This window comes from Methylobacillus methanolivorans, from assembly GCF_054588515.1.
In genome coordinates this window covers 971,275-996,768 of sequence record NZ_BAAILT010000002.1, presented here as the reverse complement: position 1 = coordinate 996,768, position 25,494 = coordinate 971,275, and the positions used below count along the sequence as shown (strand labels likewise).

The window sequence follows — 25,494 nt, the reverse complement described above, 5'->3', positions numbered from 1 at the left end:
GCTTTCCTTCCATGATAGAGCCTGAATCATCGCTTGGTTGGCAGGCTATTTCAACTCAATGGGCCGGCCATGTTTCATGGCTTGTGCTCTCATTGCAAGCATGCTTATTTGTTTAGTCGTGCCAAGAAGCGATCATGCCAGCGGGGTAACAATAGCAATGCAGAAATACCACCTAGTAATGCAAACCACATATCGGATTGCGTATCCCATTCATATCCTTGCGTACCGAGAAACTCATCCGCACCTTGCCCCATCCACAATGCCGCAGCCCATTCGATCAACTCATAGCTGGCACTGATGGCGAGTACGACACAGATCACCAGAAATGCCAGCATGTTGCTGCCACGCACATAAGCGCCACGCAACAGGATTTCTCGCACAGCAATGGCCGGGACAAAGCCTTGCATGAAGTGTCCGATCTTGTCATAGGGGTTGCGATCCAGGCCCAGCCATTGGGCTATTTCAAACCCCAATGGAACGCGTGCGTAGCTATAGGCGCCTCCCACGATCAGTACCAAGGCATGCAGGAAGATCAGGCTATAGAGTAGGGCGGTGAGCGGGTAACGACGGTAGCCTGCCCATAACAGCGGCAGCACTATTATCACAGGCAGAACTTCCATGAGCCAGGTCGAGCGGTCAAAGGGATGAATCCCAGATGCGATCAGTACCGCAATCAAGGCTAGGCTACCCAGCTGCAAGCAACGTACCTGCATCATCTGGCTTAATCCTTGTCAGGCTTGTTGAACAGGGAGAATACAATCCCAAGCGTGATCCCTACCACGGCACCCAGTGCCAGGTTGTCAAAACTCAGGCCGATGGCTGTCCCTAGGATAGTGGCGACGCTGAGATTGAATATTTCTTTGTATTTGTTTGGCATGGGGTGATTATAAGGGAATTAGCCTGAGCAACGGAGGTGTGTTACCCATGCGCTGGCACAGCGATGGACATGCTTTATACTCATGTACTTTGATCGCTATGGCGAAGACAAGGCGTTGCACGCTTATCGGATAATCTATGAGTTTACGTGTTCGATTCAACTTGCTGATAACGACCTTGCTACTGATGTTGATGGTGGCGGTTGGCTATGTGGTGATCAAGGGGATGCGGATTTCCACCGAGGAAAGTGTGGAAGCTGCGACAAGGGTAACGGTGCAGTTGCTCGATACCGTGATTATTAATTCACGGCAGAATCCTGAGTGGGGTTATACCCATGACGTGATGCATACTTTCCTGCAATCGCTGGGACATGTGCGCAGCAGCGAGATTTTGCTTTACGATGCCCAAGGGGCGCTGATGTATCAATCGCCACCATCAACTTATCGTGCCGATGAGAACCCGCCACGCTGGTTTGCGCGGATGGTGGAGCCTGAACCTGAAGTCGTGTCGCGCCGTATTCGCTTTGGCATGCTGGTTGTGGCATCGGATGCTGCCGGGGCGATTCGTGAATCTTGGGTTTCGTTCAAGAGCCTGCTCTGGATCGAGAGTGGGTTCTTTGTGGTATTGAATGCCTTGATTTACTGGATGCTGGGGCGCTGGCTGCGGCCCGCGGGTGATATTCTCAAGGCTATTTCCCAGGTTGAGCAAGGCAATCTGGAGGTTAAGCTGCCACAATACAAGGTGCCTGAATTCTCCCGTATTGCACAAAACTTCAACCTGATGGGGGAGTCCTTGCGTGATCGCACCGAGGAGAACCGTAGGTTGGCCCTCATTGTGCAACAGACCGCAGATGCGATCATGATTCATGATCTCAACGGTAATATCTCGTTCTGGAACCCGGCTGCACAGCGCATGTTTGGCTATGCTCCTGAAGATATCATCGGCAAGTCTGCCAACCTGCTGATGCCGCCAGATCATGAGAGTGAGCAGGCGCGCAATATGGCGGTGATCGTGGCGAATAGCCAAGTGGAATATTACGATACACAGCGCGTGGCGCGTGACGGTAAGTTACTGGATGTATCCTTGTCGGCAGCGCCATTAATGGACCCCAAGACAGGCGAGATCATTGGTGAAATTTGTAGCATGCGCGATATTACCGAGCGCAAGCTGGCAGAGGAAACGGCACGTAAGTTGGAGGAAAACCGCCAGTTAACGCACTTGATCCAGCGCCATATCGAGGATGAACGCCGCAGCCTCGCGCGCGAGCTGCATGATGAGTTGGGGCAATATGTGACGGCGATCAAGACCTTTGCTGTGGCGATTGCCAACAAGGCCAGAACTGAAATGCCCAGCATCGAAAATAGCGCGCAAACCATTGTGTCTGCGGCCAATCATATCTATGACGGCATGCACAATATCATCCGGCATTTGCGGCCAGGTTCGCTCGATAACCTGGGTTTATCCGCGGCCTTGCGCGATGCTGTTGCCGATTGGCAGGCGCAAAACCCGCAAGTGGCATTTAGCTTGGATTTGCAGGGCAAGCTGGATACGCTGGGCGAAAGTTTGAATATTAATCTCTATCGCATTGTGCAGGAGTCGGTGACCAACGCCTTGCGGCATGCCCAGGCTGACAGGATTGAGATCAGCCTTTCACAGCATGAAAATGGTACCCTCACACTTTTGATCAAGGATAACGGTATCGGCATGAATATGTGCAATGTGGACCAGAGTCGCCATTTCGGCCTGTTGGGTATGCGTGAGCGCACCCAAGCGCTGTATGGCACGTTCAGCATAGATTCTCTGCCGGACCAGGGCTCTACCATATCGGTGACGATTCCGGAGAAATGAATTCATGAGTGCAATCAAGGTAATGCTGGTGGATGATCATGCGGTGGTTCGCATGGGCTTCAAGTTATTGCTGGAATCTGATCAAGCGATACAGGTGGTCGCCGAGGCCGAGAGCGGTGAGCAGGGTATCAAGCTTTATCAGGCGCATAAGCCTGATGTGGTCGTCATGGACATTACGATGCCAGGCATCGGTGGCCTAGAGGCCATAGACCGCATTCGTGCCAAGGACGAGCATGCGCGCATCCTGGTATTGTCTGCCCACGAGGATTCGGTGCATCCCAAGCGTGTACTGAACGCTGGCGCGATGGGCTATTTGACCAAGCGCAGTGCTGCTGAAGAATTGATTAAGGCGATTCATACTGTGGCAAGCGGCAAGATGTACCTTGAAGCCAATGTGGCGCAGCAGATGGCGATCCAGCAGATTTCCGGGCAGCAGAACCCAGTGGATGTGCTATCTGACCGTGAGTTTGAGGTGTTTATGGCCTTGGCCAAGGGCAAGACTACCAATGAGATCGCTGAGACTTTATCCTTGTCACCGCGTACCGTGGGAACCCATCTCTACAATATCAAGCAGAAGTTGAATGCCAGCAATTCTGCGGAGATTGCCTTGATTGCCATGCGTTCTGGCTTGATTGATCCCTGACCGTTCAGGGCTGGGTGAATATGCTGTTGCCCGAAGCTTGTTTGAATGCGCGTTGTGTTTCCAGCCGATAGCGCGCGATATGCAAGTCACTATGCTCTGAAACTTCCACCAAGAGTTCCTGACCGCTATTAACTCTTCCAAATTCAGGCGGGATCAGAATAGTGACTGTGGATTGTGGCGAGCTAGCCATAGCACCGATGGCAACCTGCCATTGCGCCAACGCTTCAAGCTGCGAAATGTCATTCCCGCGTAACCTGGCTTTTTCTAGTACGGTAGTTTTTTCCTCACCCAGCAGCAGATTCCACACCTCTACTGTGACCAGTGCGCTGGCGCTAATGGTCTGGTTGTTTACTTCTGTGGCATTCGAAGCATGGGCAGGCAAAGGTTCTGCGGAAGGCTTGATTTCGGTAAAGCCAGTATTGAGGAATGCTGCCCAATATTCATCCATCTGTGGTGTGGCTCTGGAGGCGGTAGCGTAAGTGTTACCGTGACCTGGGATCATGTTGGTGCTGGTGGTAGAGGACGAGTGGCCGGTGTCGTTCAGTAAATAGTTGTCGTAGGCATCGGAAGTGGCTTTGTCTGCAGCCCGCATCAATAGCGATGAAGCCACTTGTTGCGCAATCGGGCCGCCCACGCAGCCAGCCAGGCTGCATGCCAGCATGCCCACCATCACGGCGTGGCGTGTATTCGACCATTGTGCAGATAATCGGCTCATGAGTTCTTCTACGGATGCGCGCGTTGGAAGTTTAACCTTTATTTTGCCTGGGCGTGGCACATACGCTGATAATCCCACTCAGAATGATGAGGCCAACCGCAAGCCAGCGATCAGCTGAGAGGGTTTCTCCCCAGATCAGGATGCCAAACAGGCTGGCAAGCACTACCGTGGTATAGGCCAGGCTACCCACAACCAGCGGGCTACCAGTGCGATACGCACGGGTCAAGGCAAGTTGCGCAACAGTGGCTGAGCCACCCAAGCCAAGTAGCACGAGCAGGTCTTGCCAATCGGGCGGTGTGAAGTGGTAGAAAAGCATCCATAGGCCGCTGCCTATGGTGCATACCAGTGTGAAATAAAACACGGTGCGCCAGTCTGGCTCTCCCGCACGGCCAAGTTGTGTGACGTGGAGATAGACAATACCCGCCATTGCGCCCGATAACAAACCGATTGCACCAGCGATGAGCTCATCCACATGCAAGCTGGGCTTAAGCAACAGGGTGACACCAACAAAACCGATGACAACCGCTAACAGCAGGAGCTTGCGTGGCTTTTCATGCAGCATGAACGGCATGGCCATAGCAAGGAACAAGGGCGAGGTGTAATTGAGTGTGATGGCCGTGGCAAGGGGCAGTTCGCTGATGGCGAAGAAAAAGCAGATCAGCGATGCAAATCCAAGAATCGCACGCTTCATGTGCGTATTAATGAGTTTGGTTTTGAGAGAGCCGCCACGCAATTGCGTGACAATAAGGATAAACAGCAGGCCAAACAGGGAGCGGTAGAATACTAGCTCGGCACTGCTGAATTTTTCCGCTCCCAACTTAACGAGCACGCCCATGATGGCAAAGAAAAAGGCAGCCACTAGCATCCATAGGCTGCCAAGTCTGGGTAGATTCAAAATTTTCCTTCCGGCCTGCCATGCAGGCTGCAGAGATTAAGCAGCTAAGCGTTTGCCTGAAGGCTTATTTCAGGTGAGGGTCTAGTTGTCTGTGTAACCACGCGTGGAAATGCTGCATGCCAGTTTCCATCGGATGCTGGTAGGGACCGCGCTCATCAATGCCTTGAGAGGCCAGCGCGTGGCGTCCATCGTGCATACGTTGGCAGATCTCCATGTCTTCCACGGCAGTTTCGGTATAGGCAGCTTGCTGTGCAGCGATGAAGGTTTCTTCAAAAAGTGCGATGTCTTCGGGGTAGTAGAACTCGACTACATTGGTACAGGCATCCGGCCCACGTGGAATGATGTGGGAGACTACCAGTGTATTGGGGTACCACTCGATCATGAGGAATGGGTAATACACCATCCAGATTGCCCCATATTTGGGAGCTTGTTGTTGGTTGTAGCGCAGCACTTCATTGTGCCAGTTATCGTAGATGAGCGACCCGGATTTTTGCAGGGCCTTGTGCACGCCTACGGTCTGCACGCTATACCAATCCCCGAACTCCCAATTAAGGTCATCGCAATTGACGAAGTGACCAAGGCCAGGGTGGAAGGGACCAACATGGTAATCTTCCAGGTAAACCTCGATAAAGGTTTTCCAGTTGAAATGATATTCATCGACCATGACACGGTTAAGCATGTAGCCGGTAAAGTCGAAATCCTGCTTGCAGCCAAGTGCGTGTAAATCTTGTGCAATATCACGCTTGCTGTCGAACAACAGCCCTTGCCAGTTTTTCAGCGAGGAGGTGTTCAGGTGCAGGCAGGGGTTTTCCTTGAAGTGTGGGGCGCCCAGCAATGTGCCGTGGGTGTCATAAGTCCAGCGGTGTAGCGGACAGATGATGTTCTTGGTTTTGCCGCTACCCTTGAGCATGAGTGCTTGTCGGTGGCGGCAGACATTGCTGATCAGTTCGATGCCACTTTCATTGCGAATCAGTGCCTTGGCGTCATTCATCCACGAAAGGCTGTGATAATTGCCAACCTCAGGCACCATCAGTTCGTGCCCAATATAATGCGGCGCATGGGCAAACAGGTGTTGTTGTTCAAGCGTATAAATGGCGGGATCCGTGTACCAGGAGACCGGCAGCTGGGTGCTGAATTGCGAATCGTGGCCCTGGGTGGGCAGCTTGGTCACAGAGGCTAGCGATACCATATAGTGCAGTGTTGTGAATTGACGCCTTGAATTCAAGCGAACATTAGATTTTGCCCTAAACTCAAGGAATTTGAAACCCACCCTGCAGCGTAGCGGGTATTTGCTGCATAAATCCTATTGCCAATTCTTGCCTAAACTCAGGATTTGAGCTACTCTCAATCCCTTGAAGCGAAAAGTATTAAGTCGCTTGAATGTTGAGCAAAATCCGGCGCTGTAATGAGTTTAAGCCGGGTTTCCATTTTAAGATTCTCGGCGGTGACCTCATGAAGACTGTAGTGCGCAAGGTAGCAACTGGTATTGCTCTGCTGGCAGCCATTCGACTGCTGAAAAAGCGCGCGCTCGTCCGCTGAGAGTGCCGCGTCATGCTGTAAACGGCGGCTGGTGCCGCCGTTTTTGTTTTTGAGCTTTAAAACTTGATCGAACCTAGAGGCTAGATACTGCAATGTCTGAACACTTGATGAATACCTACGCCCGCCAACCTGTGACATTCACCAAAGGTGAGGGTGCATGGTTGTGGGACACCGAAGGCAAGCGTTACCTTGATGCACTGGCCGGGGTAGCGGTGAATGGTTTGGGCCATGCCCATCCTCGCCTGGTAGCTGCCATAGGTGAGCAGGCTAGCCGATTGATCCATGTCTCGAATATTTATGGCATTGCAGAGCAAGGCAAGCTGGCAGATAAGTTATGCGCAATTTCCGGTATGGATAATGTGTTTGTCTGTAACTCCGGTTGTGAGGCCAACGAGGCTGCCATCAAGCTTGCACGTCTTTATGGGCATAACAAAGGGGTAGAAAACCCTGAAATTATCGTCATGGAACGTGCGTTCCATGGCCGTACCCTGGCAACACTGTCTGCTACTGGCAACCGCAAGGCACAAGCCGGTTTTGAGCCCTTAGTGAGTGGTTTTATACGTGTGCCTTTTGATGATCTTGAGGCAGTTCGTCAAGTGGCTCAACGCAACAAGAATGTTGTGGCTATCCTGTTGGAGCCTATTCAGGGCGAGGGCGGTATCAATGTGCCGCGCGATGCCGCTGCTTACCTCAACGGCTTGCGCGAGATTTGCGATGCCAATGGCTGGCTGCTGATGTTGGACGAAGTGCAGAGCGGCGTGGCGCGTACCGGTACCTGGTTTGCCTTCCAGCACACCGATGTTGTGCCTGATGTGATGACCCTCGCCAAGGGCTTGGGCTCTGGTGTGCCTGTTGGTGCTTGTTTGGCACGAGGCGCGGCTGCAGAAGTGTTCACATATGGCAAGCATGGCTCTACCTTTGGCGGCAATCCACTCGCCTCCACAGCAGCCCTGGCAACGCTGGAGATTATCGAGTCTGATGGCTTGCTAGCGCATGCCGAGCAGCTGGGTAATTACATCCGTGAGGCATTGGCAACCAGCCTGCAGGGCGTGGCTGGTGTGAGTGTCATCCGCAATGCGGGCCTGATGATAGGTATAGAGCTAGACAGGCCATGTGGTGACTTGGTCAAGCAAGCACTTGAGGCTGGTTTGCTGATCAATGTAACAGCAGATAAAGTAGTTCGCTTGTTGCCACCGCTCATCATGAGTGAGTCAGAAGCGCAACAATTGGTAAATATACTGACACCTTTAATCAAGAAATTCCTTGCTTAGTCGCGGGAATAAAAACGCTATGGCAATCAAACACTTCTTACAGTTCAACGACCTGAATGCGGATGAGCTAGCGCATATCTTTGACCGTACGCGCTGGATCAAGGAGCAGTTCAAGGCCTATCAGCAGTACTGGCCACTGACAGATCGCACCCTGGTAATGATTTTTGAAAAGGCCAGCACTCGTACTCGCTTGTCGTTCGAGGCAGGTATGCAGCAGTTGGGTGGTTCCGCCATCTATCTCAATACCCGCGACTCCCAGCTTGGGCGTGGCGAGCCGGTGGAAGATGCTGCGCAGGTAATCTCGCGCATGAGCGATATCGTGATGATCCGTACATTTGAACAGGAAATCATTGAGCGCTTTGCTGCAAACTCTCGCGTGCCAGTGATTAATGGCCTGACCAATGAGTATCACCCTTGCCAGATACTTGCCGATATTTTCACTTATATCGAGCACCACGGTTCCATCAAGGGCAAGACAGTAGCGTGGATTGGCGACTCAAATAACGTCTGTAATACCTGGTTGCAAGCTGCTGAAGTGCTGGATTTCAATGTGCATGTCTCTACGCCGCCCGGTTACGAGGTCGAGCCTGAACGCGCCAATCTTTATGGTACAGACCATTACGAAGAATTTACCGATCCGATGGAGGCTGCACGTGGTGCAGACCTCGTGACGACCGATGTCTGGACCTCAATGGGGTTTGAAGCGGAAAATGAAGAGCGTCGCCGCGATTTCCATGATTGGCAAGTCGATGCAGACATGATGCGTATCGCAGGCAAGGATGCCTTGTTTATGCATTGTTTACCAGCGCATCGCGGTGAAGAAGTGACTGCTGATGTGATTGATGGGCCTCAATCCGTGGTGTGGGATGAAGCGGAAAACCGCCTGCATACGCAAAAGGCCCTGATGGAATACTTGTTGTTAGGCAAAGTACAGGCATAAGCCTGGGTAAACTGGATTTAATTGAGAAAGAAACCGTCAAATGAGTGATGTGAAGAAGGTCGTGCTGGCTTACTCCGGCGGCCTGGATACCTCCGTGATCCTGAAGTGGCTGCAAGATGTATACCAGTGTGAAGTGGTAACGTTTACTGCAGATATCGGCCAGGGCGAAGAGCTGGAGCCTGCGCGTGAGAAGGCCAAGAAGTTTGGCGTGAAGGAAATCTATATTGACGATCTTCGTGAAGAGTTTGTGCGTGATTTCGTCTTCCCGATGTTCCGTGCCAACACTGTCTATGAAGGCGAATACCTGCTGGGCACGTCTATTGCTCGTCCCCTGATCGCCAAGCGCTTGATCGAGATTGCCCAGGCAACCAATGCTGATGCGGTGTCCCATGGTGCGACCGGCAAGGGTAATGATCAGGTGCGTTTCGAATTGGGCGCTTACGCACTTAACCCCAATATCAAGATTATCGCGCCATGGCGCGAATGGGATTTGCTCAGTCGTGAGAAGTTGCTGGCTTATGCTGAGAAGAATGGCATTCCCGTCGAAATGAAGCATCGTCAAGGTGGTAGCCCATACAGCATGGACGCCAACTTGCTGCATATTTCTTACGAAGGCCGCCATTTGGAAAATCCCGCTGCGGAAGCAGAGGAAGATATGTGGCGCTGGACGGTATCGCCTGAGCGTGCTCCTGACGAAGCGGAGTACCTAGAGATTGAATATCGCAATGGCGACCCCATCTCATTGAATGGGAAGGCGCTGAAGCCGCATGAGTTGCTGGCTGAGTTGAATCGCCTAGGTGGCAAGCATGGTATTGGTCGCCTGGACTTGGTGGAAAACCGCTATGTAGGCATGAAGTCACGTGGCTGCTATGAAACGCCGGGCGGCACCATCTTGCTCAAGGCGCACCGCGCGATCGAGTCTATTACGTTGGACCGCGAAGTGGCGCACTTGAAGGATGATCTGATGCCACGCTATGCAAGCATGATTTACAACGGCTACTGGTGGAGCCCTGAGCGTGTGACGTTGCAAACGCTGATTGATCATACTCAAAGCACCGTGAATGGCTGGGTCAAGCTTAAGCTGTACAAGGGCAATGTCATCGTCACCGGCCGCGATTCCAAGACGGATTCATTGTTCGACCCCAATATCGCGACATTTGAAGATGATGCCGGTGCCTATGATCACCGCGATGCAGGTGGTTTCATCAAGTTGAATGCGTTGCGTATGCGGATTGCCGCGAACTTGCGCAACAAGAACTAATTAACAGGATTTTAGGAGAAGCGTCGTGGCCCAGTTCGACAATGTCAGTGTTAAGAAAAAAGCCAATGTGTATTTTGATGGCAAGTGTGTCAGCCATACTGTGCTGTTCCCTAACGGTACACGTGCGACAGTAGGCGTGATTTTTCCTAGCGCCTTGACGTTCAACACCGGCTCCCCAGAGTTGATGGAAATCAATGGTGGTGTCTGCAAGGTGAGACTCAACGGTGAAACCGAATGGAAAACATACAGCGCAGGCGAGAAATTTACTGTGCCTGGCAATTCCAGCTTTGATATCGAAACGGTGGAAACGCTGGATTACGTTTGCCATTTTGAGTAAACGTACCTGTTGTGTGTTGATATTGCCCAGGTGATATCAATGAAGTGAGAGTAGGTGGCCGTTAGTGGCTTCCGGTGGAAAAACGCAACGCCAAGCGCGGGGCGTTTTTCAATTTACGCGTAATGCTGGGTAGTTTGCAGCAATAGCTGATCTAAATACCAGTGTTCGATTTTTAGTGCCCACTTTGTTTGATGAAGTGAGTGACGATGCTCCTAAAGGCAATATGCGAATGATGCCTGCTACGTTGGAGTGGATTGAGATGAGGATGGAAAACGATGCCTTCATTTGATATTTCTTCTGAAGTCGATATGGTTGCATTGAAAAATGCAGTGGATGTGACCGGTCGGCAGATCACCAATCGCTATGATTTCAAGGGCACCAGTGCCAATGTCGAGCTGAACGAAAAAGACAATCAGATCACGCTGCATGGTGATTCTGACTTCCAGCTGGACCAGATCAAGGCCATCTTGCTGCCCGCAATGGAAAAGAAAGAGGCCGATAGCGCCAAGCGGCTGGATCACCAGGATGTGCAGAAGATTTCTGGTAACAAGGTGAAGCAGGTGTTGAAGATCAAGGCTGGTATCGATAGCGAGTTGGCGAAAAAAATCGTCAAATTACTCAAGGATAGTGGCCTCAAGGTGCAAGCGAGCATCCAGGGCGATGAGGTACGTGTGACGGGCGCCAAGCGTGATGTGCTGCAAGAGGCGATCGCCTTTGTGCGTAAATCCATTACGGATTTCCCTTTGCAGTTCGGTAATTTTCGCGATTGATGGGCCGATTCAACCATTGTTGCTATTGCAGCGTTGAACACAGTATTTAAGCAGGTTTAGTTTCAGAAAGATCGTATGTCAGCCAAAACGCTTTACGACAAATTATTTGATTCCCACGTGGTACGTGAGGAAAACGGTGCTGCGTTGATTTATATCGACCGTCATCTTGTGCATGAAGTTACCAGCCCACAGGCATTTGAAGGCCTGAAAATGGCGGGTCGCAAGCTTTGGCGCATCAACTCTGTGCTGGCTGTGCCAGATCATAATGTCCCTACAACCGATCGTAGCCAAGGCATTGCTGACCCGATTTCGCGCTTGCAAGTAGAAACTCTGGATCAGAACTGTACGGATTTTGGCGTGACCGAGTTCAAGATGGGTGATGCGCGTCAGGGGATTGTCCACGTGATGGGCCCTGAGCAGGGAGCAACCCTGCCGGGCATGACGGTGGTCTGTGGCGATTCCCATACCAGTACCCATGGTGCATTTGGCGCGTTGGCGCATGGTATTGGTACTTCCGAGGTTGAGCATGTGATGGCGACCCAGTGCTTGGTGCAGAAGAAATCCAAGGCCATGCAAGTGTTGGTGGAAGGACAGCTTGGAGTAGGTGTCACAGCCAAGGATATTGCGCTGGCGATTATTGGTAAGATGGGCACTGCGGGCGGTACTGGCTATGCAATCGAGTTTGCGGGTTCTGCCATCCGTGGCCTGAGCATGGAAGGGCGCATGACTCTGTGCAATATGGCAATTGAGGCAGGTGCACGTGCTGGTATGGTCGCTGTGGATGACATCACGATCAATTACGTCAAGGGTCGTCCCTATGCGCCCAAGCCTGAGCAATGGGATGCTGCCGTGTCTTACTGGCGCACACTGCATAGCGATGAGGGCGCGAAGTTTGACGCTGTCGTGGAGTTGCGTGCGGAGGAAATTGAACCTCAAGTCACCTGGGGAACCTCTCCAGAAATGGTGACTGCTGTGAACGGTATCGTGCCGGATCCTGCCAAGGAAAACGATCCGACCAAGCGTAGCGGCATGGAGCGTGCCTTGCAGTATATGGGCTTGCAGGCCAATACACCGATCTCGCAGATCCCGATTGACAAGGTATTCATTGGTTCTTGTACCAACTCGCGAATTGAAGATTTGCGTGCGGCGGCTTCTGTTGCCAAGGGCAAGCATGTGGCACCCAACGTCAAGTTGGCGATGGTGGTGCCTGGCTCAGGCCTGGTCAAGGAGCAAGCTGAGCATGAAGGCCTGGACAAGATTTTCAAAGAAGCCGGTTTTGAATGGCGTGAGCCTGGTTGCTCGATGTGCCTTGCCATGAATGCTGATCGCCTGGAGCCTGGCGAGCGCTGTGCCTCAACCTCGAATCGTAACTTTGAGGGACGTCAGGGCGCGGGTGGCCGTACTCACTTGGTCAGCCCGGAAATGGCTGCTGCCGCCGCTGTTACAGGACATTTCGTTGATGTACGCCAATTGTTGAATTGAGTGTGATGATGCGAAAAATGTTGATGATGGCAGCACTCTCACTATTGGCGATGCCTTTGATGGCCTGTAATACCATCAATGGTGTGGGCAAGGATATTGAGAAGGCTGGCGAAGCCATACAGAAATCAAGCAAGTAACGAATCGTTATTGGATCAATATGCAAGCATTTACCCAATTAAATGGATTAGTGGCCCCTTTGGATCGCGCAAATGTCGATACCGATGCCATCATTCCCAAGCAGTTTTTGAAGTCAATCAAGCGAGCGGGCTTTGGCCCTAACGCCTTTGACGAGTGGCGTTATCTGGATCAGGGCGAACCAGGTATGGACAATAGCAAGCGTCCGCTGAATCCTGATTTTCCGCTCAACTTTCCTCGTTACCAGGGGGCCAGCGTTTTACTGGCGCGCGAGAATTTCGGCTGTGGTTCCAGCCGCGAGCATGCGCCATGGGCTTTGCTTGACTATGGCTTCCGCGCCATTATCGCCCCGAGTTTTGCCGATATTTTCTTCAATAACTGTTTCAAGAACGGCATTTTGCCGATCGTGCTCGATGCAGCGATTGTCGATAGCTTGTTCAAGGAAGCAGAGCCCAAGGAAGGCTATCAGTTATTGATAGACCTGCAGACACAGACCGTGCAAACACCTGCCGGCAATAGCTACGCTTTTGAGATTGATCCATTCCGCAAGCATTGCCTTTTGAATGGCCTTGATGATATTGGCCTGACTTTACAGCATGTGGATGAAATCAAGGTCTTTGAAGCCAAGCACAAGGCAACGCAGCCCTGGCTGTTCAACTAAATCCTGACCTATGCTATTTCATTGAATAGCATGGGTGCTCCTGTTTACATCAAATCAATATCTGGGAACACGTTTATGAAGATTGCGGTATTGCCGGGCGACGGCATCGGTCCTGAAATTGTTGCGCAAGCTGTCAAGGTACTGAAGGCGCTAGACCTCAACCTTGAGTTGCATGAGGCACCGATCGGCGGCGCTGGTTACGAGGCAGCAGGTGATCCTTTGCCCGAAGCGACATTAAAGCTGGCACAGGAAGCTGATGCTGTGTTGTTAGGTGCCGTGGGTGATTGGAAATACGATAGCCTGCCACGTGACCAACGCCCGGAACGTGGCCTGTTGCGTATCCGCAAGGCATTAAACCTGTTTGCAAACCTGCGTCCGGCTTTGCTCTATCCAGAACTTGCTTCTGCTTCCACCTTGAAGCCAGAAGTGGTTTCAGGCCTGGATATCATGATCGTCCGTGAGCTGACTGGCGATATTTACTTTGGTCAGCCACGCGGCATTTCCACTCTGGAAAATGGCGAGCGCGAAGGTATTAATACCATGCGTTATAGCGAATCCGAGATTCGTCGCATTGCGCATGTGGCGTTCAGTATTGCGCAAAAGCGCAATAAAAAGGTCTGCTCTGTAGATAAGGCTAACGTGCTGGAAACGACTGAGCTCTGGCGCCAAGTGATGATAGAAGTTTCCAAGGAATATCCGGATGTTGAGCTTAGCCACATGTATGTGGATAACGCCGCCATGCAATTGATTCGCGCTCCTAAGCAGTTCGATGTCATGGTGACTGGCAACATTTTTGGCGACATCCTTTCTGACGAAGCCTCTATGTTGACTGGTTCCATCGGCATGCTGCCTTCGGCTTCACTGGACCAGAACAACAAGGGTATGTATGAGCCTAGCCACGGTTCTGCTCCAGACATTGCAGGCAAGGATATTGCCAACCCATTAGCGACTATCCTTTCCGCTGCCATGATGTTGCGCTACACCTTCAATGATGAAGCTAATGCCTTGCGCGTGGAAAATGCCGTGAAGAAAGCCTTGGAACAAGGGTATCGCACTGCCGATATCTGGACTGAGGGAGCTAATAAGGTCAAGTGCAGCGAAATGGGTGATGCGGTTGTCGCAGCGCTATAATCATCAATCAAACACAATGATAGGCCTGTACAAGGCCATTTAACCAGGAAGAGACGATGTTCAAAGTAGGGTTTGTCGGCTGGCGCGGTATGGTGGGTTCTGTGCTTATGCAGCGCATGATCGCAGAGGGTGATTTTCAGGATATCGAGCCCATCTTCTTCACGACCTCACAGACTGGTGGTGCAGGCCCTGCGATTGGTCGCGATACACCTGCGCTCAAAGATGCCAAGGCTATTGCCGAGCTCAAGGCCATGGATATCATCGTTTCTTGCCAGGGTGGCGACTACACCAGCGAGATATTCCCTAAGTTGCGTGCCGATGGCTGGCAGGGGCATTGGATTGATGCTGCCTCTACACTGCGGATGGAGAAAGATGCCGTCATTATCCTAGACCCGGTTAATCTGGATGTGATCAAACAGTCTCTATCTACAGGTGGTCGCAATTGGATAGGTGGTAACTGCACGGTTTCCCTGATGCTGATGGCGTTGAATGGTTTGTTCAAGGTAAACCTGGTTGAGTGGGCAAGCTCCATGACTTATCAGGCTGCATCGGGTGCTGGTGCACAAAATATGCGGGAATTGATTCGCCAAATGGGCGTAGTGCACGCTGGTGTCGCTGCTGAGTTGCAAGATGCCGCTTCTGCCATCCTTGATATTGACCGCAAGGTAGCAGATACCCTGCGTAGCGCAGATTTTCCGGTGGATCATTTTGGTGTGCCTTTGGCTGGCAGCCTGATCCCATGGATAGACAAGGATCTGGGGAATGGGCAAAGCAAGGAAGAGTGGAAAGGCATGGCTGAAACCAACAAAATCCTGGGTCGTGATGCCAATCCTATCGTGATTGATGGATTGTGTGTACGCATCGGGGCCATGCGCTGTCATTCACAGGCACTGACCATCAAGTTAAAGCAGGACGTGCCGTTGAACGAAATTGAAGGCATGTTGGCAGAAGCAAACCCCTGGGCAGAGGTGGTGCCAAACGAGCGTAATGAAACAGTCAAACGTCTAAGCCCTGCCGCCGTGACTGGCACCTTGCAAACACCAGTGGGCCGCTTGCGAAAAATGGGCATGGGTGGTGAATATCTCTCCGCATTTACGGTAGGTGACCAGCTCTTGTGGGGTGCTGCAGAGCCATTACGCCGCATGCTGCGCATTCTGGTCGAGGCTTGATTGTATTAGCGCTGATGCCCTTGCTGTTTTGCCTCATGGGGTGGTACCGGCCCCATGAAGCTTGGGCTAACATTGGGAATGTAAAGCGATGTATTAGCTTGAAACCGTAACTAATTGATGTTAGCTTAATAATGCTATTTAAAGTTGATAAGGGTGGAATAGTGCATAAGTCCAAATTTAAAGGGGTCGCGCTTGCGGTGTTGTTGGCGTTTGTGCCAATGATGGGTGAGGCTGCTGGCCTTGGCCGCTTGACCGTCACATCCGGACTTGGTGAGCCACTTTCTGCTGAGATTGAACTTCTTTCTACGACACCAGATGAACTAGCCTCTCTCACTGCGGGGATTGCACCGCAGGAAGCTTACAATGTGCAGGGGGTAGAGCGTACTGCCATTCATAACGCCATCAAGGTAGCGGTCAGCAAGCGTGCTGATGGTGCCGCTGTTCTTAAGCTCACCTCATCGCAGGCAATCAGCGATCCTTTCCTGGATATGCTGATTCAGGTCGATTGGGCAACAGGACGGTTGTTGCGTGAATACACGGTATTGCTTGATCCTCCTGGCTATAATAACCAGGCGCAAGTGTATAACGGTGTGCAGCTACCCCCTAGTGCCGCGCCTGCTATCCCTGTACCTGCTGAAGTGCCCAAGCAAGCCCAGTCAGCCGTTAATACTACTCCATCACGTACTGCCCCGGTTCCTCCAACCCCGACTCGACCACAGGCCAAGCCAGCGCCTGCGCCAGATACTTCAGCACCACATTACACCACTTCTCGCGGCGACACCTTAAGTGCGATTGCGCGTGAGCATCAAGTACAAGGCGTCAGTCTTGATCAAATGCTGGTTGGTCTGTATCGCGCTAACGAGGATGCTTTTGCTGGCAAGAACATGAACCGCCTCAAGGTGGGGCAGATTCTGCGCGTACCTAGTGCGAGTGAGCTGCAGCAGATCGCACCTGCCGAAGCCACGCGCGAGGTCAAGGTGCAAACGTCTGATTGGAATGCCTATCGCAATCGCTTGGCGGACTTGGCTGCTGAATCCATACCCTCCACCGATGGTGGCGCTCAACAGTCTGCTTCCGGACGTATTTCGACTCCTGCTACTGATAGGGCTACGCCACCTGCGGCAGGCCCGCGTGATGTCGTCAGGTTGTCGAGCAACAATGCAAATCAGGCACAGCTGAATTCGATGCAGGAAGAGCTGACCGCCAAGGATAAGAGCCTCAAAGAGGCTGCTGAGCGGACTGCGATGCTGGAAAAGCAAATTGCCGACATGCAAAAGCTGTTGGCGATCAAGAACCAGGCATTAGCAAATTTGCAGAACGCAGATGAACCTGCCGCCAAGCCCGCAACATCTCCAGAACGCGCTGTGGCTACACCTGATCCCCAGCCAGAGCCCGAAGATATTACAGCAGCGACAGAGCCTACAGCCGAAGAAAGTAAGCCGGATGCAGCATCTGTTGGTGATGCAGTGGAACCTGTCAAACCTCAAAATCAGCCTGCACCAGTCGTTTCGCCGGTAGAGGAGCCTAGCCTTTTCGATGAGCTGGTTGGTGACGACCCATTGCCATTAGCACTGGCTGGAGGCGGCATACTCCTGTTGCTTGGTGGCTGGTTGTACATGCGTAACAAGCGCAAGCGTGAGCTGGATAGTTTCGAGAAAGGCATCCTGACCGCAGGTGGGCTCAAGCCTAATACGGTATTTGGCAACACTGCTGGTGCTACCGTGAATACGGGAGATACCTCTTTCCTAAATGATTTCTCGCAGAATACTGGCGGCATGATCGATACGCACGATGTTGACCCGATTGCTGAAGCAGAGGTTTATATGGCATATGGGCGAGATGCCCAGGCCGAGGAAATCCTCAAGGACGCGATCGTCAAGGAGCCGCAGCGTCATGAATTGCACCTCAAGTTGCTCGAGATTTATGCTGCTCGCAACGATACCTCTGCGTTTGAAACCGTTGCCGGCGAAATGTATACCACGCTGGGTGCTGCCGATCCTGTCTGGGGCAAGGTTGCAGCGATGGGGCGCAAGCTGGAACCAGAAAATCCTCTGTACTCCGAAGATAACATTGCTGATAAGGCGAGTGCTCCTGCAACGCTGGGTGTCGCGCAAGCCAATGAGGCTGTGCAGCAAAAGCCAATTGAAGCCAGTGCTGGCCTTGATAGTGCGATATTGGCAGGGGCTGCGGTCGCCGCTACTGCGGGCTTGATGAATGATGATAGCGAGCAAGACCAATCCTTGGAAGATGCTTTGCTTGCTGAGCCTGGTGAAGATAATAACGGTGAACAGGATTTTCCAGCACTAGACTTTGATCTGGATACGGCTGTTGCTGAGCCTGATCAAGTGGAAGAAGCTGCTGATCAATATGCCGGAAACAGCATGGATTTCACGCTTGATCTGCCAGAGCCACCTGCAGAAAACAGCATGCAATTGGATATTGCAGAGCTTGATGCGGCTATCCCTGACTTTGACTTACCTACTGAGGCTAATGGTGACGAAGTGCAAGCGGAAGAAACGGCAGTCCCTGAGTTCTTCATTCCTGAGCTTGATGAGATTGGTAGTCAGACTGCAGTGGGTAATGAGCCGTTGCAAACATCTGATGTCGATCTGGATTTACCAGAGATTGAATTGCCTGCGGTTGAGGTATCTACTCCTGCTGCTGAAACCTTTGCTACCGAAGTGGGTGACTCGCTGGACGATGACGGCTTGCCGGATATTGATTTTGATTTGCCAGAGATCAGCTTCCCTGACGATGTACCAGCGGATGATGTTTTGTCTGATGTCGCTGAGGTGCCTGAATTACCCAAGGCAGATGCGGCTGTGCCAGATCCGAAAGTTGAGGCAGGTGGCGCCCTAGAAACGAGTGAGCCTAGCTTCAATTTTGCTGGTATAGATTTGGGTGGCGATACTCAAGCTGCTACAGAAGCAGCAGGGACTCGCGAGGAAAGCATTGTATTCCCGGACTTTGATCTGGAGATTGATGACGAAGTCGCTGCAACACCCACAGCTAGTGATATCAACCTTTCCGGAATTAGTCTGGATGTGGCAGATGAGCAGGCAGGGTCAACCGAGCCTGAGAGTGAAATGGATGAGTCTCCTGATGTTGATACCAAGCTTGATCTCGTCACCGCCTATATGGATATGGGAGACAACGAGGGTGCGCGTGAGTTGCTGGAGGAAATCCTCAACGAAGGTGGCCCACGGCAGAAACAAAAGGCTCAATCCATTCTGGATAGTCTCCCTTGAGGCAGCTAGTGTTGCAATACCAAGCCGGGAGTTGCCCGGCTTTTTTCATATCAGGTAGGCATGGATGAGGTTGGCATTAGGTATTGAATATGATGGTGCTGGTTTTTGTGGTTGGCAGAGTCAGCCTAATGGTCAGACAATACAAGATGCGCTGGAGTTGGCTTTGTCTGCGATGGCGGGTCATCGTGTCAAGGTGTCGGCAGCCGGGCGCACTGACACCGGGGTTCATGCTTTATCTCAGGTAGTTCATTTCGATACGACGGCAATAAGGCCATGCAATGCTTGGGTGCGCGGCGTGAATACCAAGCTACCGCGATCAATTCGCGTGTTATGGGCCACCCAAGTTGATGAGCAATTTCATGCGCGATTTGATGCCTATCAGCGCAGTTATCAATACTGGCTGGTTAATCAGCCAGTAGCCCCTGCAGTGATGGCCGGGAAGGCGGGGTGGTTCCATCAGCCACTGGATTTGCAAGCCATGCAGGAAGCTATTGCTTATTTACACGGGCAGCACGATTTCAGCGCGTTTCGTGCCGCAGAGTGTCAGGCAAAATCACCGGTGAAAACTATGCATCAAGCTTCGGTGAACGCTTTTGGCAGTAGTTTGGTATTTGATTTTTGTGCTAATGCCTTCCTGCATCACCAAGTGCGCAATATGGTGGGAGCGCTGGTGTATATAGGCAAAGGGAAATATCCTCCGGCGTTTATGGCCGAGTTACTTGCTGCCAGGGATCGCACACTTTCACCACCCACATTTGCTCCTGATGGCCTTTACCTCACAGGGGTTGGCTATGATGCGCGGTGGGGATTGCCTATTACTGAGCGTAAATTGCAGCTGGGAATTGCTTGAGGTTTGGCAGGATTTTGTGCCATTAGGCGCGATTTTAAGGTACCCTAGCGCCTTTCTATGACAGGCGTATTATCAGCTTGAGAACCCGCGTCAAAATCTGTGGCATCACCCGCGTTGAAGATGCGCTTACTGCTGTCGCGCATGGTTGTGATGCCATTGGTCTGGTGTTCTATGGACCAAGCCCCAGAAATGTTGATATACAGCGCGCCGCAGAAATTGTGGCTGCCTTGCCACCTTTTGTCAGCAGCGTCGGTTTGTTTGTGGATGCCATGCCTGGTGAAATAAACACGGTGCTCGCAGAGGTCCAGCTCGACCTATTACAGTTTCATGGCGAGGAGTCGCCTGATGCTTGCCGTCTTTATGGCCTGCCTTATATGAAGGCAGTACGCGTCAGGGACGATACAAATTTGCTACAATACGCCACTCAATACCAAGATGCCCGCGCCTTATTGCTCGATGCCTTTTTGCCTGGCGTGGCGGGGGGCACAGGTCATGTCTTTGACTGGAGCTTGATCCCGCAGCAATTGCCAGTTCCGCTAGTGCTTGCAGGTGGGCTCACTCCTGATAATGTAGCAGGGGCGATTTGCCAAGTGCGGCCCTATGCGGTAGATGTCAGTGGTGGTGTTGAAGAATCCAAAGGAATCAAGAGTGCGGCCAAGATCGCCGCATTCATGCAAGGAGTACAGAATGCAGCTTTATGACATGCCAGATGCGCGTGGCCATTTTGGCCCGTATGGCGGTATTTTCGTTGCCGAAACATTGGTGGAGGCGCTTGAAGAGTTGCGCGTCATGTATGAGCGCTATCGCCATGATCCGGAGTTTCTTGCCGAATTCGCCTACGACCTCAAGCACTTTGTTGGTCGCCCAAGCCCGGTCTATCATGCCGAGCGCCTCACCAAAAAAATCGGTGGTGCCCAGATATATCTCAAGCGGGAAGACTTGAACCATACTGGCGCGCACAAGGTAAATAACACCATTGGGCAGGCCTTGTTGGCTAAACGCATGGGCAAGCCTCGCGTGATTGCCGAGACGGGGGCAGGTCAACATGGCGTGGCAACAGCTACGATTGCGGCCCGTCTTGGCCTGGAGTGTGTCGTCTATATGGGCGCGGAAGACGTTAAGCGCCAAGCACCCAACGTATTTCGCATGAAGCTACTGGGTGCGACTGTCGTGCCGGTAGAAAGTGGCTCGAAGACCCTCAAGGATGCTCTGAATGAAGCCATGCGGGATTGGGTCACGAATATTTCCAATACGTTCTATATTATCGGCACGGTGGCTGGCCCGCACCCTTATCCCATGATGGTACGGGATTTTCAGGCGGTAATCGGCATTGAGGCCAAGGAGCAGATGCAGGAAATGATTGGCCGCCAACCTGATGCCGTCATCGCCTGCGTTGGTGGTGGTTCCAATGCCATGGGTATTTTCTACCCTTATATTGATGTTGAGGGTGTGCGCTTGATTGGCGTGGAAGCCGCCGGACATGGTATCGAAACTGGCAAACATGCTGCACCTTTGACTGCCAACAGTCCAGCTGGTGTATTGCATGGCAATCGTACCTACCTGATGCAGGATGAGAATGGTCAGATTGTGGAGACCCATTCTGTGTCCGCTGGCCTTGATTATCCTGGTGTTGGTCCTGAGCATGCTTGGCTCAAGGATATCAAGCGTGCCGAATATGTCGCGGTGACGGATGATGAGGCCATGGATGCATTTCATACCTTGTGTCGTACCGAGGGCATTATTCCCGCGTTGGAATCCAGCCATGCATTAGCCTATGCCATGAAGCTGGCAGCCACCATGTCGCCTGATCAGGTCTTGCTGGTTAACCTGTCCGGGCGCGGCGATAAGGATATCAACACTGTAGCCGGCCTGGCTGGCATTACCCTGTAACTTGGTGCTTCACATGTCACGTATTCAAGCAACATTCGCGGCGCTCAAGTCGCAAGGCAAAAAAGCCCTCATCCCTTACATCACCGCTGGTGACCCTCATCCAAGGCATACCGTATCGTTGATGCATGCCTTGGTGCAATCTGGTGCCGATATTATTGAGCTTGGCGTGCCATTCTCTGACCCCATGGCAGACGGTCCAACCATCCAGCGTGCGACTGAACGGGCGCTGGTGCACAAGGTAGGCTTGGGTGATGTGCTGGAGATGGTACGCGAATTCCGCCTCACAGATGATCAAACGCCTATCGTCCTGATGGGGTATGCCAACCCGGTAGAGGCCATGGGGCAGGCTAAATTTGCTGAGCGCGCCCGGGCAGTGGGTGTGGATGGTGTGCTGACGGTGGATTATCCGCCTGAGGAATCCGGGGAGTTTGTGCAGCTGTTGAAAGCACAGCAACTGGATCCTATCTTCCTGCTCTCTCCAACTTCAGACACTCACCGTGTTGACATGATTGTGCAACAGGCTGCTGGCTTCGTTTACTATGTGTCGCTCAAGGGTGTAACAGGTTCCAAGAATCTCGATATTGTCGAAGTGGGGACAAAGGTCAAGGCGATTCGTACGCAAACAGACTTGCCGATTGGTGTAGGTTTCGGGGTGCGGGATGCTGCGACTGCCAAGGCAGTGGCGGAGGTGGCTGATGCTGTGGTGATCGGTAGCCGCATGATCCAGGAAATCGAAAATTCTACTGAAGATAACTTGTTAAGCAATGTGGTGAGCTTGACGCAAACTTTGCGTGCCGCCGTTGATGCAGCAACGCATTAGTCATTGAAGGTCGGGCAGGTGATTGTCCGGCACATTGAACGCTAATTGAACATAAGCGTTACCAGCTTGATGCCTGGTCGCTTCATGTCTGAATAAAGGATAAACCATGAGCTGGTTGCAAAAACTTCTGCCTCCAAAGATCAATCGCCCGGTGGGCAATAATCGCAAGACCGTCCCTGAGGGGCTGTGGAGTAAGTGCCCTTCTTGTGAGGCGGTGCTCTATCGTACTGATCTGGAAAGTAATTCTGAAGTTTGTCCCAAGTGTTCTTACCATAATCGTATTTCTGCACGTACACGCTTGCATTTCCTGCTGGACCCAGAAGGGCGCTCGGAAATTGGTGCCGAGGTGCAACCTGTTGATCCTCTCAAGTTCAAGGATAGTAAGCGCTACGTTGATCGCTTGAAGGCTACGCAAACTGAGATGGAAGAGACTGACTCATTGATCGTGATGCAAGGCAGCATCAAGAACGTGGGTGTGGTTGCCGCTGCCTTTGAATTCAAGTTCATGGGTGGCTCTATGGGGTCTGTCGTTGGTGAGCGGTTTGCACGTGGCGTTCAAGCTGCTATTGATAACCGTACACCATTCATTTGCGTTTCTGCCAGTGGCGGTGCACGGATGCAAGAGGGCTTGTTTTCCCTGATGCAAATGGCCAAGACCAGTGCTGCGCTGACCAAGTTGGGCAAGGCTGGCCTGCCTTATATCTCTGTATTGACTGACCCGACCATGGGCGGTGTGTCGGCAAGCTTTGCCATGCTGGGCGACGTGATCATTGCTGAACCTCAAGCCTTGATTGGTTTTGCTGGTCCTCGCGTGATCGAGCAAACGGTGCGTGAAACCTTGCCAGAAGGATTCCAGCGCTCTGAGTTCCTCTTGGAGCATGGTGCCATTGACATGATCGTGGATAGGCGAGAAATGCGCGACAAGCTAGCGACCTTGATGGCCAGCATGATGCGACTTCCCGCGAGCGCTGCATAAATTATTCGAGCTTCTGTGACATCTTCTTTACCTGCTGCTCGTGATCTCGCGGGCTGGCTTGCCTATATAGAGGCCCTGCATCCGGCCTCCATCGCAATGGGGCTGGAGCGCGTCGAATTGGTGCGCCAGCGCCTGGGCCTGCAACCACAGTTTCCTATCGTGATCGTTGCAGGCACCAATGGCAAGGGGTCAACTTGTGCCATGCTGGAAAGCATCTATCAAGCTGCAGGCTACAAGACTGGTTGTTACACATCGCCTCATTTCGTGCGCTATAACGAACGAGTGCGGCTTGGCGGTGTAGAGGTCGAGGATGCCGTGCTTGTCGAGGCATTCGAGGCGATTGAGCAAGCACGCGGTGAAACCGCTCTAACTTATTTCGAGTTTGGTACATTGGCCGCTGTCTGGAGTATGGTCGCAGCTAATGTAGATATTGCTATCCTGGAAGTTGGCCTCGGTGGGCGGCTGGATGCCGTGAATGTATTTTCACCGGTGTGCAGCATTGTTACCAGTATTGATCTTGATCATATGGATTTTCTTGGTAATGACCGGGAGTGTATTGGCCGGGAAAAAGCGGGTGTATTCCGCCCTGGTGTTCCTGCAATCTGCGGTGATGATCATCCACCGTTATCTCTCTCATCGTATGCCAATGACATTGGCGCAGATTTGCGCCTGATCGGGCATGAGTTCAGCTTTAAACGGCTAGCCTCTGGATGGCAATATCAATCACCCAGTCATGAGTATGCACTACCATGGCCCGCTTTGGCAGGCGAGTTTCAACTCAATAACGCAGCTTGTGTCATCAATGCCGTGGATGCTCTATTGGTGAAGCTGCCTGTTACGCTTGAGCATATGCAGCAGGGTCTGCAACAGGTTGCTCTGAGCGGGCGTTTCCAGATCTGTCGTCATCAACCTCAAGTGGTGCTTGATGTCGCGCATAATCCTCATGCTGCCGGAGCATTGGCTTCCAATCTGGCGCAATACCCAGTGACAGGGCGCACCCTGGCGGTATTTTCCATGCTGGGCGATAAGGATATTGCAGGAGTGGTGCAAGCTGTAGCGCCACATATTGATGCTTGGTACATCGCCAGGGTGACACATGGGCGAGGTGCTGGAGTCGAGCAATTGCATGAATATGTAAAAAACCAGGCCACTGACGCCTCTGTAGTAATGCATGCGGATGTTAGGGCGGCATATCAGCAAGCCTGTAACGAAGCAGGCGAAAATGATAGAATTATCGTCTTTGGTTCGTTCTTCACTGTGGCCGATATCATGCGTGAGCTTGATATGGCTGCTTGTGAAAAGATAGCAACGCACTGATTCAACAAGGATAGTAGGATTTTTGATGGCATCTGACCAGTCGAGTGATCAGGAACTTCAGTTCAAGAAACGTGCGCGTAGGCGCCTGGTAGGTGCGGTTGCACTGGTATTGTTGATGGTTACCATCTTGCCTATGGTCTTGGATGATCGTAGTAGCAAAGTGCCTCCGCAGGAAATCGCCATTAATATTCCTAGCCAAGATGGCCCTGAATTTAGTTCCAAAGTAGCCCCACAAGGCGAACCGGTTGAGGAAATCATTTCTGAACCAGTATTGTCGGCACCAGAACCATCGGATAATGAGCCCGATTTCGAGGCGGCCCCTGTACAGCCAGCTTCCAAGCAGGAGTCTGTCAAACCTGCATTGCCAGAGCCATCAGTCAAGAAGGAAGTTGCTAAGCCAGAGGCTAAGCAGCTTGCCACCAAAGTGGAGCCCACCAAGCCTGAACCACAAAAACAAAAGCCGGTGGAAACCAAGCTAGTTAATGCGGGTAGCTTCTTGGTGCAGATTGGAGTCTTCTCCGATCCGATCAACGTCAAGAACTTGCAGGACAAGCTATCTGGTCAGGGCTTGAAATCGCATACCGAAATGATTCCTACCGCCAGCGGCGACAAAACCCGTTTGCGCATTGGCCCTTTTGCTAGCCGCGAGGCGGCAGAGCAGGCATTGAACAAGGTGAAGGCAGCCGGCTTGTCCGGGATGGTCATCAGTAATAAATAGCA

At 52.1% G+C, this 25,494-nt stretch carries 26 protein-coding genes; 20 read left to right on the top strand and 6 right to left on the bottom strand.

The genetic code is table 11. The features are described 5' to 3' along the window. Positions 1 to 104 precede the first annotated feature (104 nt). Both LG202_RS05975 and LG202_RS05970 read right to left on the bottom strand, forming a co-directional pair. A complete protein-coding gene (locus LG202_RS05975; RefSeq protein ID WP_230347485.1) occupies positions 105 to 716 on the bottom strand; it encodes a DUF2238 domain-containing protein in 612 nt (203 codons plus the stop codon). A 5-nt stretch (positions 717 to 721) separates the two neighbouring features. After that, positions 722 to 877 (bottom strand): DUF1757 domain-containing protein, encoded by a 156-nt coding sequence (locus LG202_RS05970; RefSeq protein ID WP_230347484.1) that lies wholly within the window; start codon positions 875 to 877, stop codon positions 722 to 724. 137 nt (positions 878 to 1,014) lie between these two features. On the opposite strand from LG202_RS05970, the gene LG202_RS05965 reads away from it, so the two are divergent. After that, complete coding sequence (locus LG202_RS05965) at positions 1,015 to 2,724, top strand: PAS domain S-box protein (protein ID WP_230347483.1); 1,710 nt, start codon at positions 1,015 to 1,017, stop codon at positions 2,722 to 2,724. Between the two features lie 4 nt (positions 2,725 to 2,728). After that, positions 2,729 to 3,367, top strand: coding sequence for a response regulator (locus LG202_RS05960; RefSeq protein WP_230347482.1), 639 nt, complete (start codon positions 2,729 to 2,731; stop codon positions 3,365 to 3,367). A gap of 4 nt (positions 3,368 to 3,371) precedes the next feature. Here LG202_RS05960 and LG202_RS05955 read toward each other — a convergent pair whose 3' ends face one another. The 4 genes from LG202_RS05955 to LG202_RS05940 all read right to left on the bottom strand — a co-directional run bounded on the left by LG202_RS05955 (position 3,372) and on the right by LG202_RS05940 (position 6,609). Beyond that, positions 3,372 to 4,082, bottom strand: coding sequence for a hypothetical protein (locus LG202_RS05955; RefSeq protein ID WP_230347481.1), 711 nt, complete (start codon positions 4,080 to 4,082; stop codon positions 3,372 to 3,374). 31 nt (positions 4,083 to 4,113) lie between these two features. Beyond that, on the bottom strand, positions 4,114 to 4,977 hold the full coding sequence (locus tag LG202_RS05950) for a DMT family transporter (protein WP_268867569.1): 864 nt from the start codon (positions 4,975 to 4,977) through the stop codon (positions 4,114 to 4,116). Positions 4,978 to 5,041: 64 nt separating this feature from the next. After that, the gene (locus tag LG202_RS05945; protein WP_230347480.1) at positions 5,042 to 6,166 is read right to left on the bottom strand and encodes an aromatic ring-hydroxylating oxygenase subunit alpha; all 1,125 of its coding nucleotides are present in this window, start codon (positions 6,164 to 6,166) and stop codon (positions 5,042 to 5,044) included. Positions 6,167 to 6,321: 155 nt separating this feature from the next. Continuing rightward, on the bottom strand, positions 6,322 to 6,609 hold the full coding sequence (locus LG202_RS05940) for a hypothetical protein (RefSeq protein WP_230347479.1): 288 nt from the start codon (positions 6,607 to 6,609) through the stop codon (positions 6,322 to 6,324). On the opposite strand from LG202_RS05940, the gene LG202_RS05935 reads away from it, so the two are divergent. From LG202_RS05935 to LG202_RS05850, 18 genes are all read left to right on the top strand, one after another. Beyond that, the gene (locus LG202_RS05935) at positions 6,609 to 7,787 is read left to right on the top strand and encodes an aspartate aminotransferase family protein (RefSeq protein ID WP_230347478.1); all 1,179 of its coding nucleotides are present in this window, start codon (positions 6,609 to 6,611) and stop codon (positions 7,785 to 7,787) included. The genes LG202_RS05940 and LG202_RS05935 overlap by 1 nt on opposite strands. 19 nt (positions 7,788 to 7,806) lie before the next feature. Beyond that, entirely contained in the window at positions 7,807 to 8,727 is a 921-nt protein-coding gene (gene argF, locus LG202_RS05930; RefSeq protein WP_230347477.1) for an ornithine carbamoyltransferase, read from the top strand. 40 nt (positions 8,728 to 8,767) lie between these two features. Continuing rightward, positions 8,768 to 9,988: an argininosuccinate synthase gene (locus tag LG202_RS05925; protein ID WP_230347476.1), complete on the top strand. Its 1,221-nt coding sequence runs from the start codon at positions 8,768 to 8,770 to the stop codon at positions 9,986 to 9,988. 25 nt (positions 9,989 to 10,013) lie between these two features. Continuing rightward, positions 10,014 to 10,325, top strand: coding sequence for a pyrimidine/purine nucleoside phosphorylase (gene ppnP / locus LG202_RS05920; protein ID WP_230347475.1), 312 nt, complete (start codon positions 10,014 to 10,016; stop codon positions 10,323 to 10,325). Positions 10,326 to 10,600: 275 nt separating this feature from the next. Continuing rightward, a complete protein-coding gene (locus LG202_RS05915) occupies positions 10,601 to 11,095 on the top strand; it encodes a YajQ family cyclic di-GMP-binding protein (protein ID WP_230347474.1) in 495 nt (164 codons plus the stop codon). Positions 11,096 to 11,170: 75 nt separating this feature from the next. After that, entirely contained in the window at positions 11,171 to 12,577 is a 1,407-nt protein-coding gene (gene leuC, locus LG202_RS05910; RefSeq protein WP_230347473.1) for a 3-isopropylmalate dehydratase large subunit, read from the top strand. Positions 12,578 to 12,600: 23 nt separating this feature from the next. After that, complete coding sequence (locus LG202_RS05905; RefSeq protein WP_459724658.1) at positions 12,601 to 12,714, top strand: entericidin A/B family lipoprotein; 114 nt, start codon at positions 12,601 to 12,603, stop codon at positions 12,712 to 12,714. Positions 12,715 to 12,734: 20 nt separating this feature from the next. Next, on the top strand, positions 12,735 to 13,373 hold the full coding sequence (gene leuD / locus LG202_RS05900; protein WP_230347472.1) for a 3-isopropylmalate dehydratase small subunit: 639 nt from the start codon (positions 12,735 to 12,737) through the stop codon (positions 13,371 to 13,373). Positions 13,374 to 13,448: 75 nt separating this feature from the next. Continuing rightward, positions 13,449 to 14,504, top strand: a complete 1,056-nt coding sequence (leuB, locus tag LG202_RS05895) for a 3-isopropylmalate dehydrogenase (RefSeq protein ID WP_230347471.1) — start codon at positions 13,449 to 13,451, stop codon at positions 14,502 to 14,504. 56 nt (positions 14,505 to 14,560) lie between these two features. Continuing rightward, complete coding sequence (asd, locus tag LG202_RS05890; RefSeq protein WP_230347470.1) at positions 14,561 to 15,673, top strand: aspartate-semialdehyde dehydrogenase; 1,113 nt, start codon at positions 14,561 to 14,563, stop codon at positions 15,671 to 15,673. A gap of 161 nt (positions 15,674 to 15,834) precedes the next feature. Continuing rightward, the gene (locus LG202_RS05885) at positions 15,835 to 18,921 is read left to right on the top strand and encodes a FimV/HubP family polar landmark protein (protein ID WP_230347469.1); all 3,087 of its coding nucleotides are present in this window, start codon (positions 15,835 to 15,837) and stop codon (positions 18,919 to 18,921) included. Positions 18,922 to 18,985: 64 nt separating this feature from the next. Then, entirely contained in the window at positions 18,986 to 19,771 is a 786-nt protein-coding gene (truA, locus tag LG202_RS05880; RefSeq protein WP_230347468.1) for a tRNA pseudouridine(38-40) synthase TruA, read from the top strand. Between the two features lie 77 nt (positions 19,772 to 19,848). Beyond that, positions 19,849 to 20,472 carry a phosphoribosylanthranilate isomerase gene (locus LG202_RS05875; RefSeq protein ID WP_230347467.1) on the top strand — a complete coding sequence of 208 codons (624 nt, stop codon included), beginning with the start codon at positions 19,849 to 19,851 and terminating at the stop codon, positions 20,470 to 20,472. After that, positions 20,459 to 21,661, top strand: a complete 1,203-nt coding sequence (trpB, locus tag LG202_RS05870; protein ID WP_230347466.1) for a tryptophan synthase subunit beta — start codon at positions 20,459 to 20,461, stop codon at positions 21,659 to 21,661. The genes LG202_RS05875 and trpB overlap by 14 nt, the downstream gene beginning before the upstream one ends. Before the next feature lie 13 nt (positions 21,662 to 21,674). Then, complete coding sequence (gene trpA / locus LG202_RS05865) at positions 21,675 to 22,481, top strand: tryptophan synthase subunit alpha (protein ID WP_230347465.1); 807 nt, start codon at positions 21,675 to 21,677, stop codon at positions 22,479 to 22,481. 106 nt (positions 22,482 to 22,587) lie between these two features. Further along, a complete protein-coding gene (gene accD / locus LG202_RS05860; RefSeq protein ID WP_230347464.1) occupies positions 22,588 to 23,457 on the top strand; it encodes an acetyl-CoA carboxylase, carboxyltransferase subunit beta in 870 nt (289 codons plus the stop codon). Positions 23,458 to 23,472: 15 nt separating this feature from the next. Continuing rightward, entirely contained in the window at positions 23,473 to 24,774 is a 1,302-nt protein-coding gene (gene folC / locus LG202_RS05855) for a bifunctional tetrahydrofolate synthase/dihydrofolate synthase (RefSeq protein WP_230347463.1), read from the top strand. A gap of 25 nt (positions 24,775 to 24,799) precedes the next feature. Next, the gene (locus LG202_RS05850) at positions 24,800 to 25,492 is read left to right on the top strand and encodes an SPOR domain-containing protein (RefSeq protein ID WP_230347462.1); all 693 of its coding nucleotides are present in this window, start codon (positions 24,800 to 24,802) and stop codon (positions 25,490 to 25,492) included. Positions 25,493 to 25,494 lie beyond the last annotated feature (2 nt).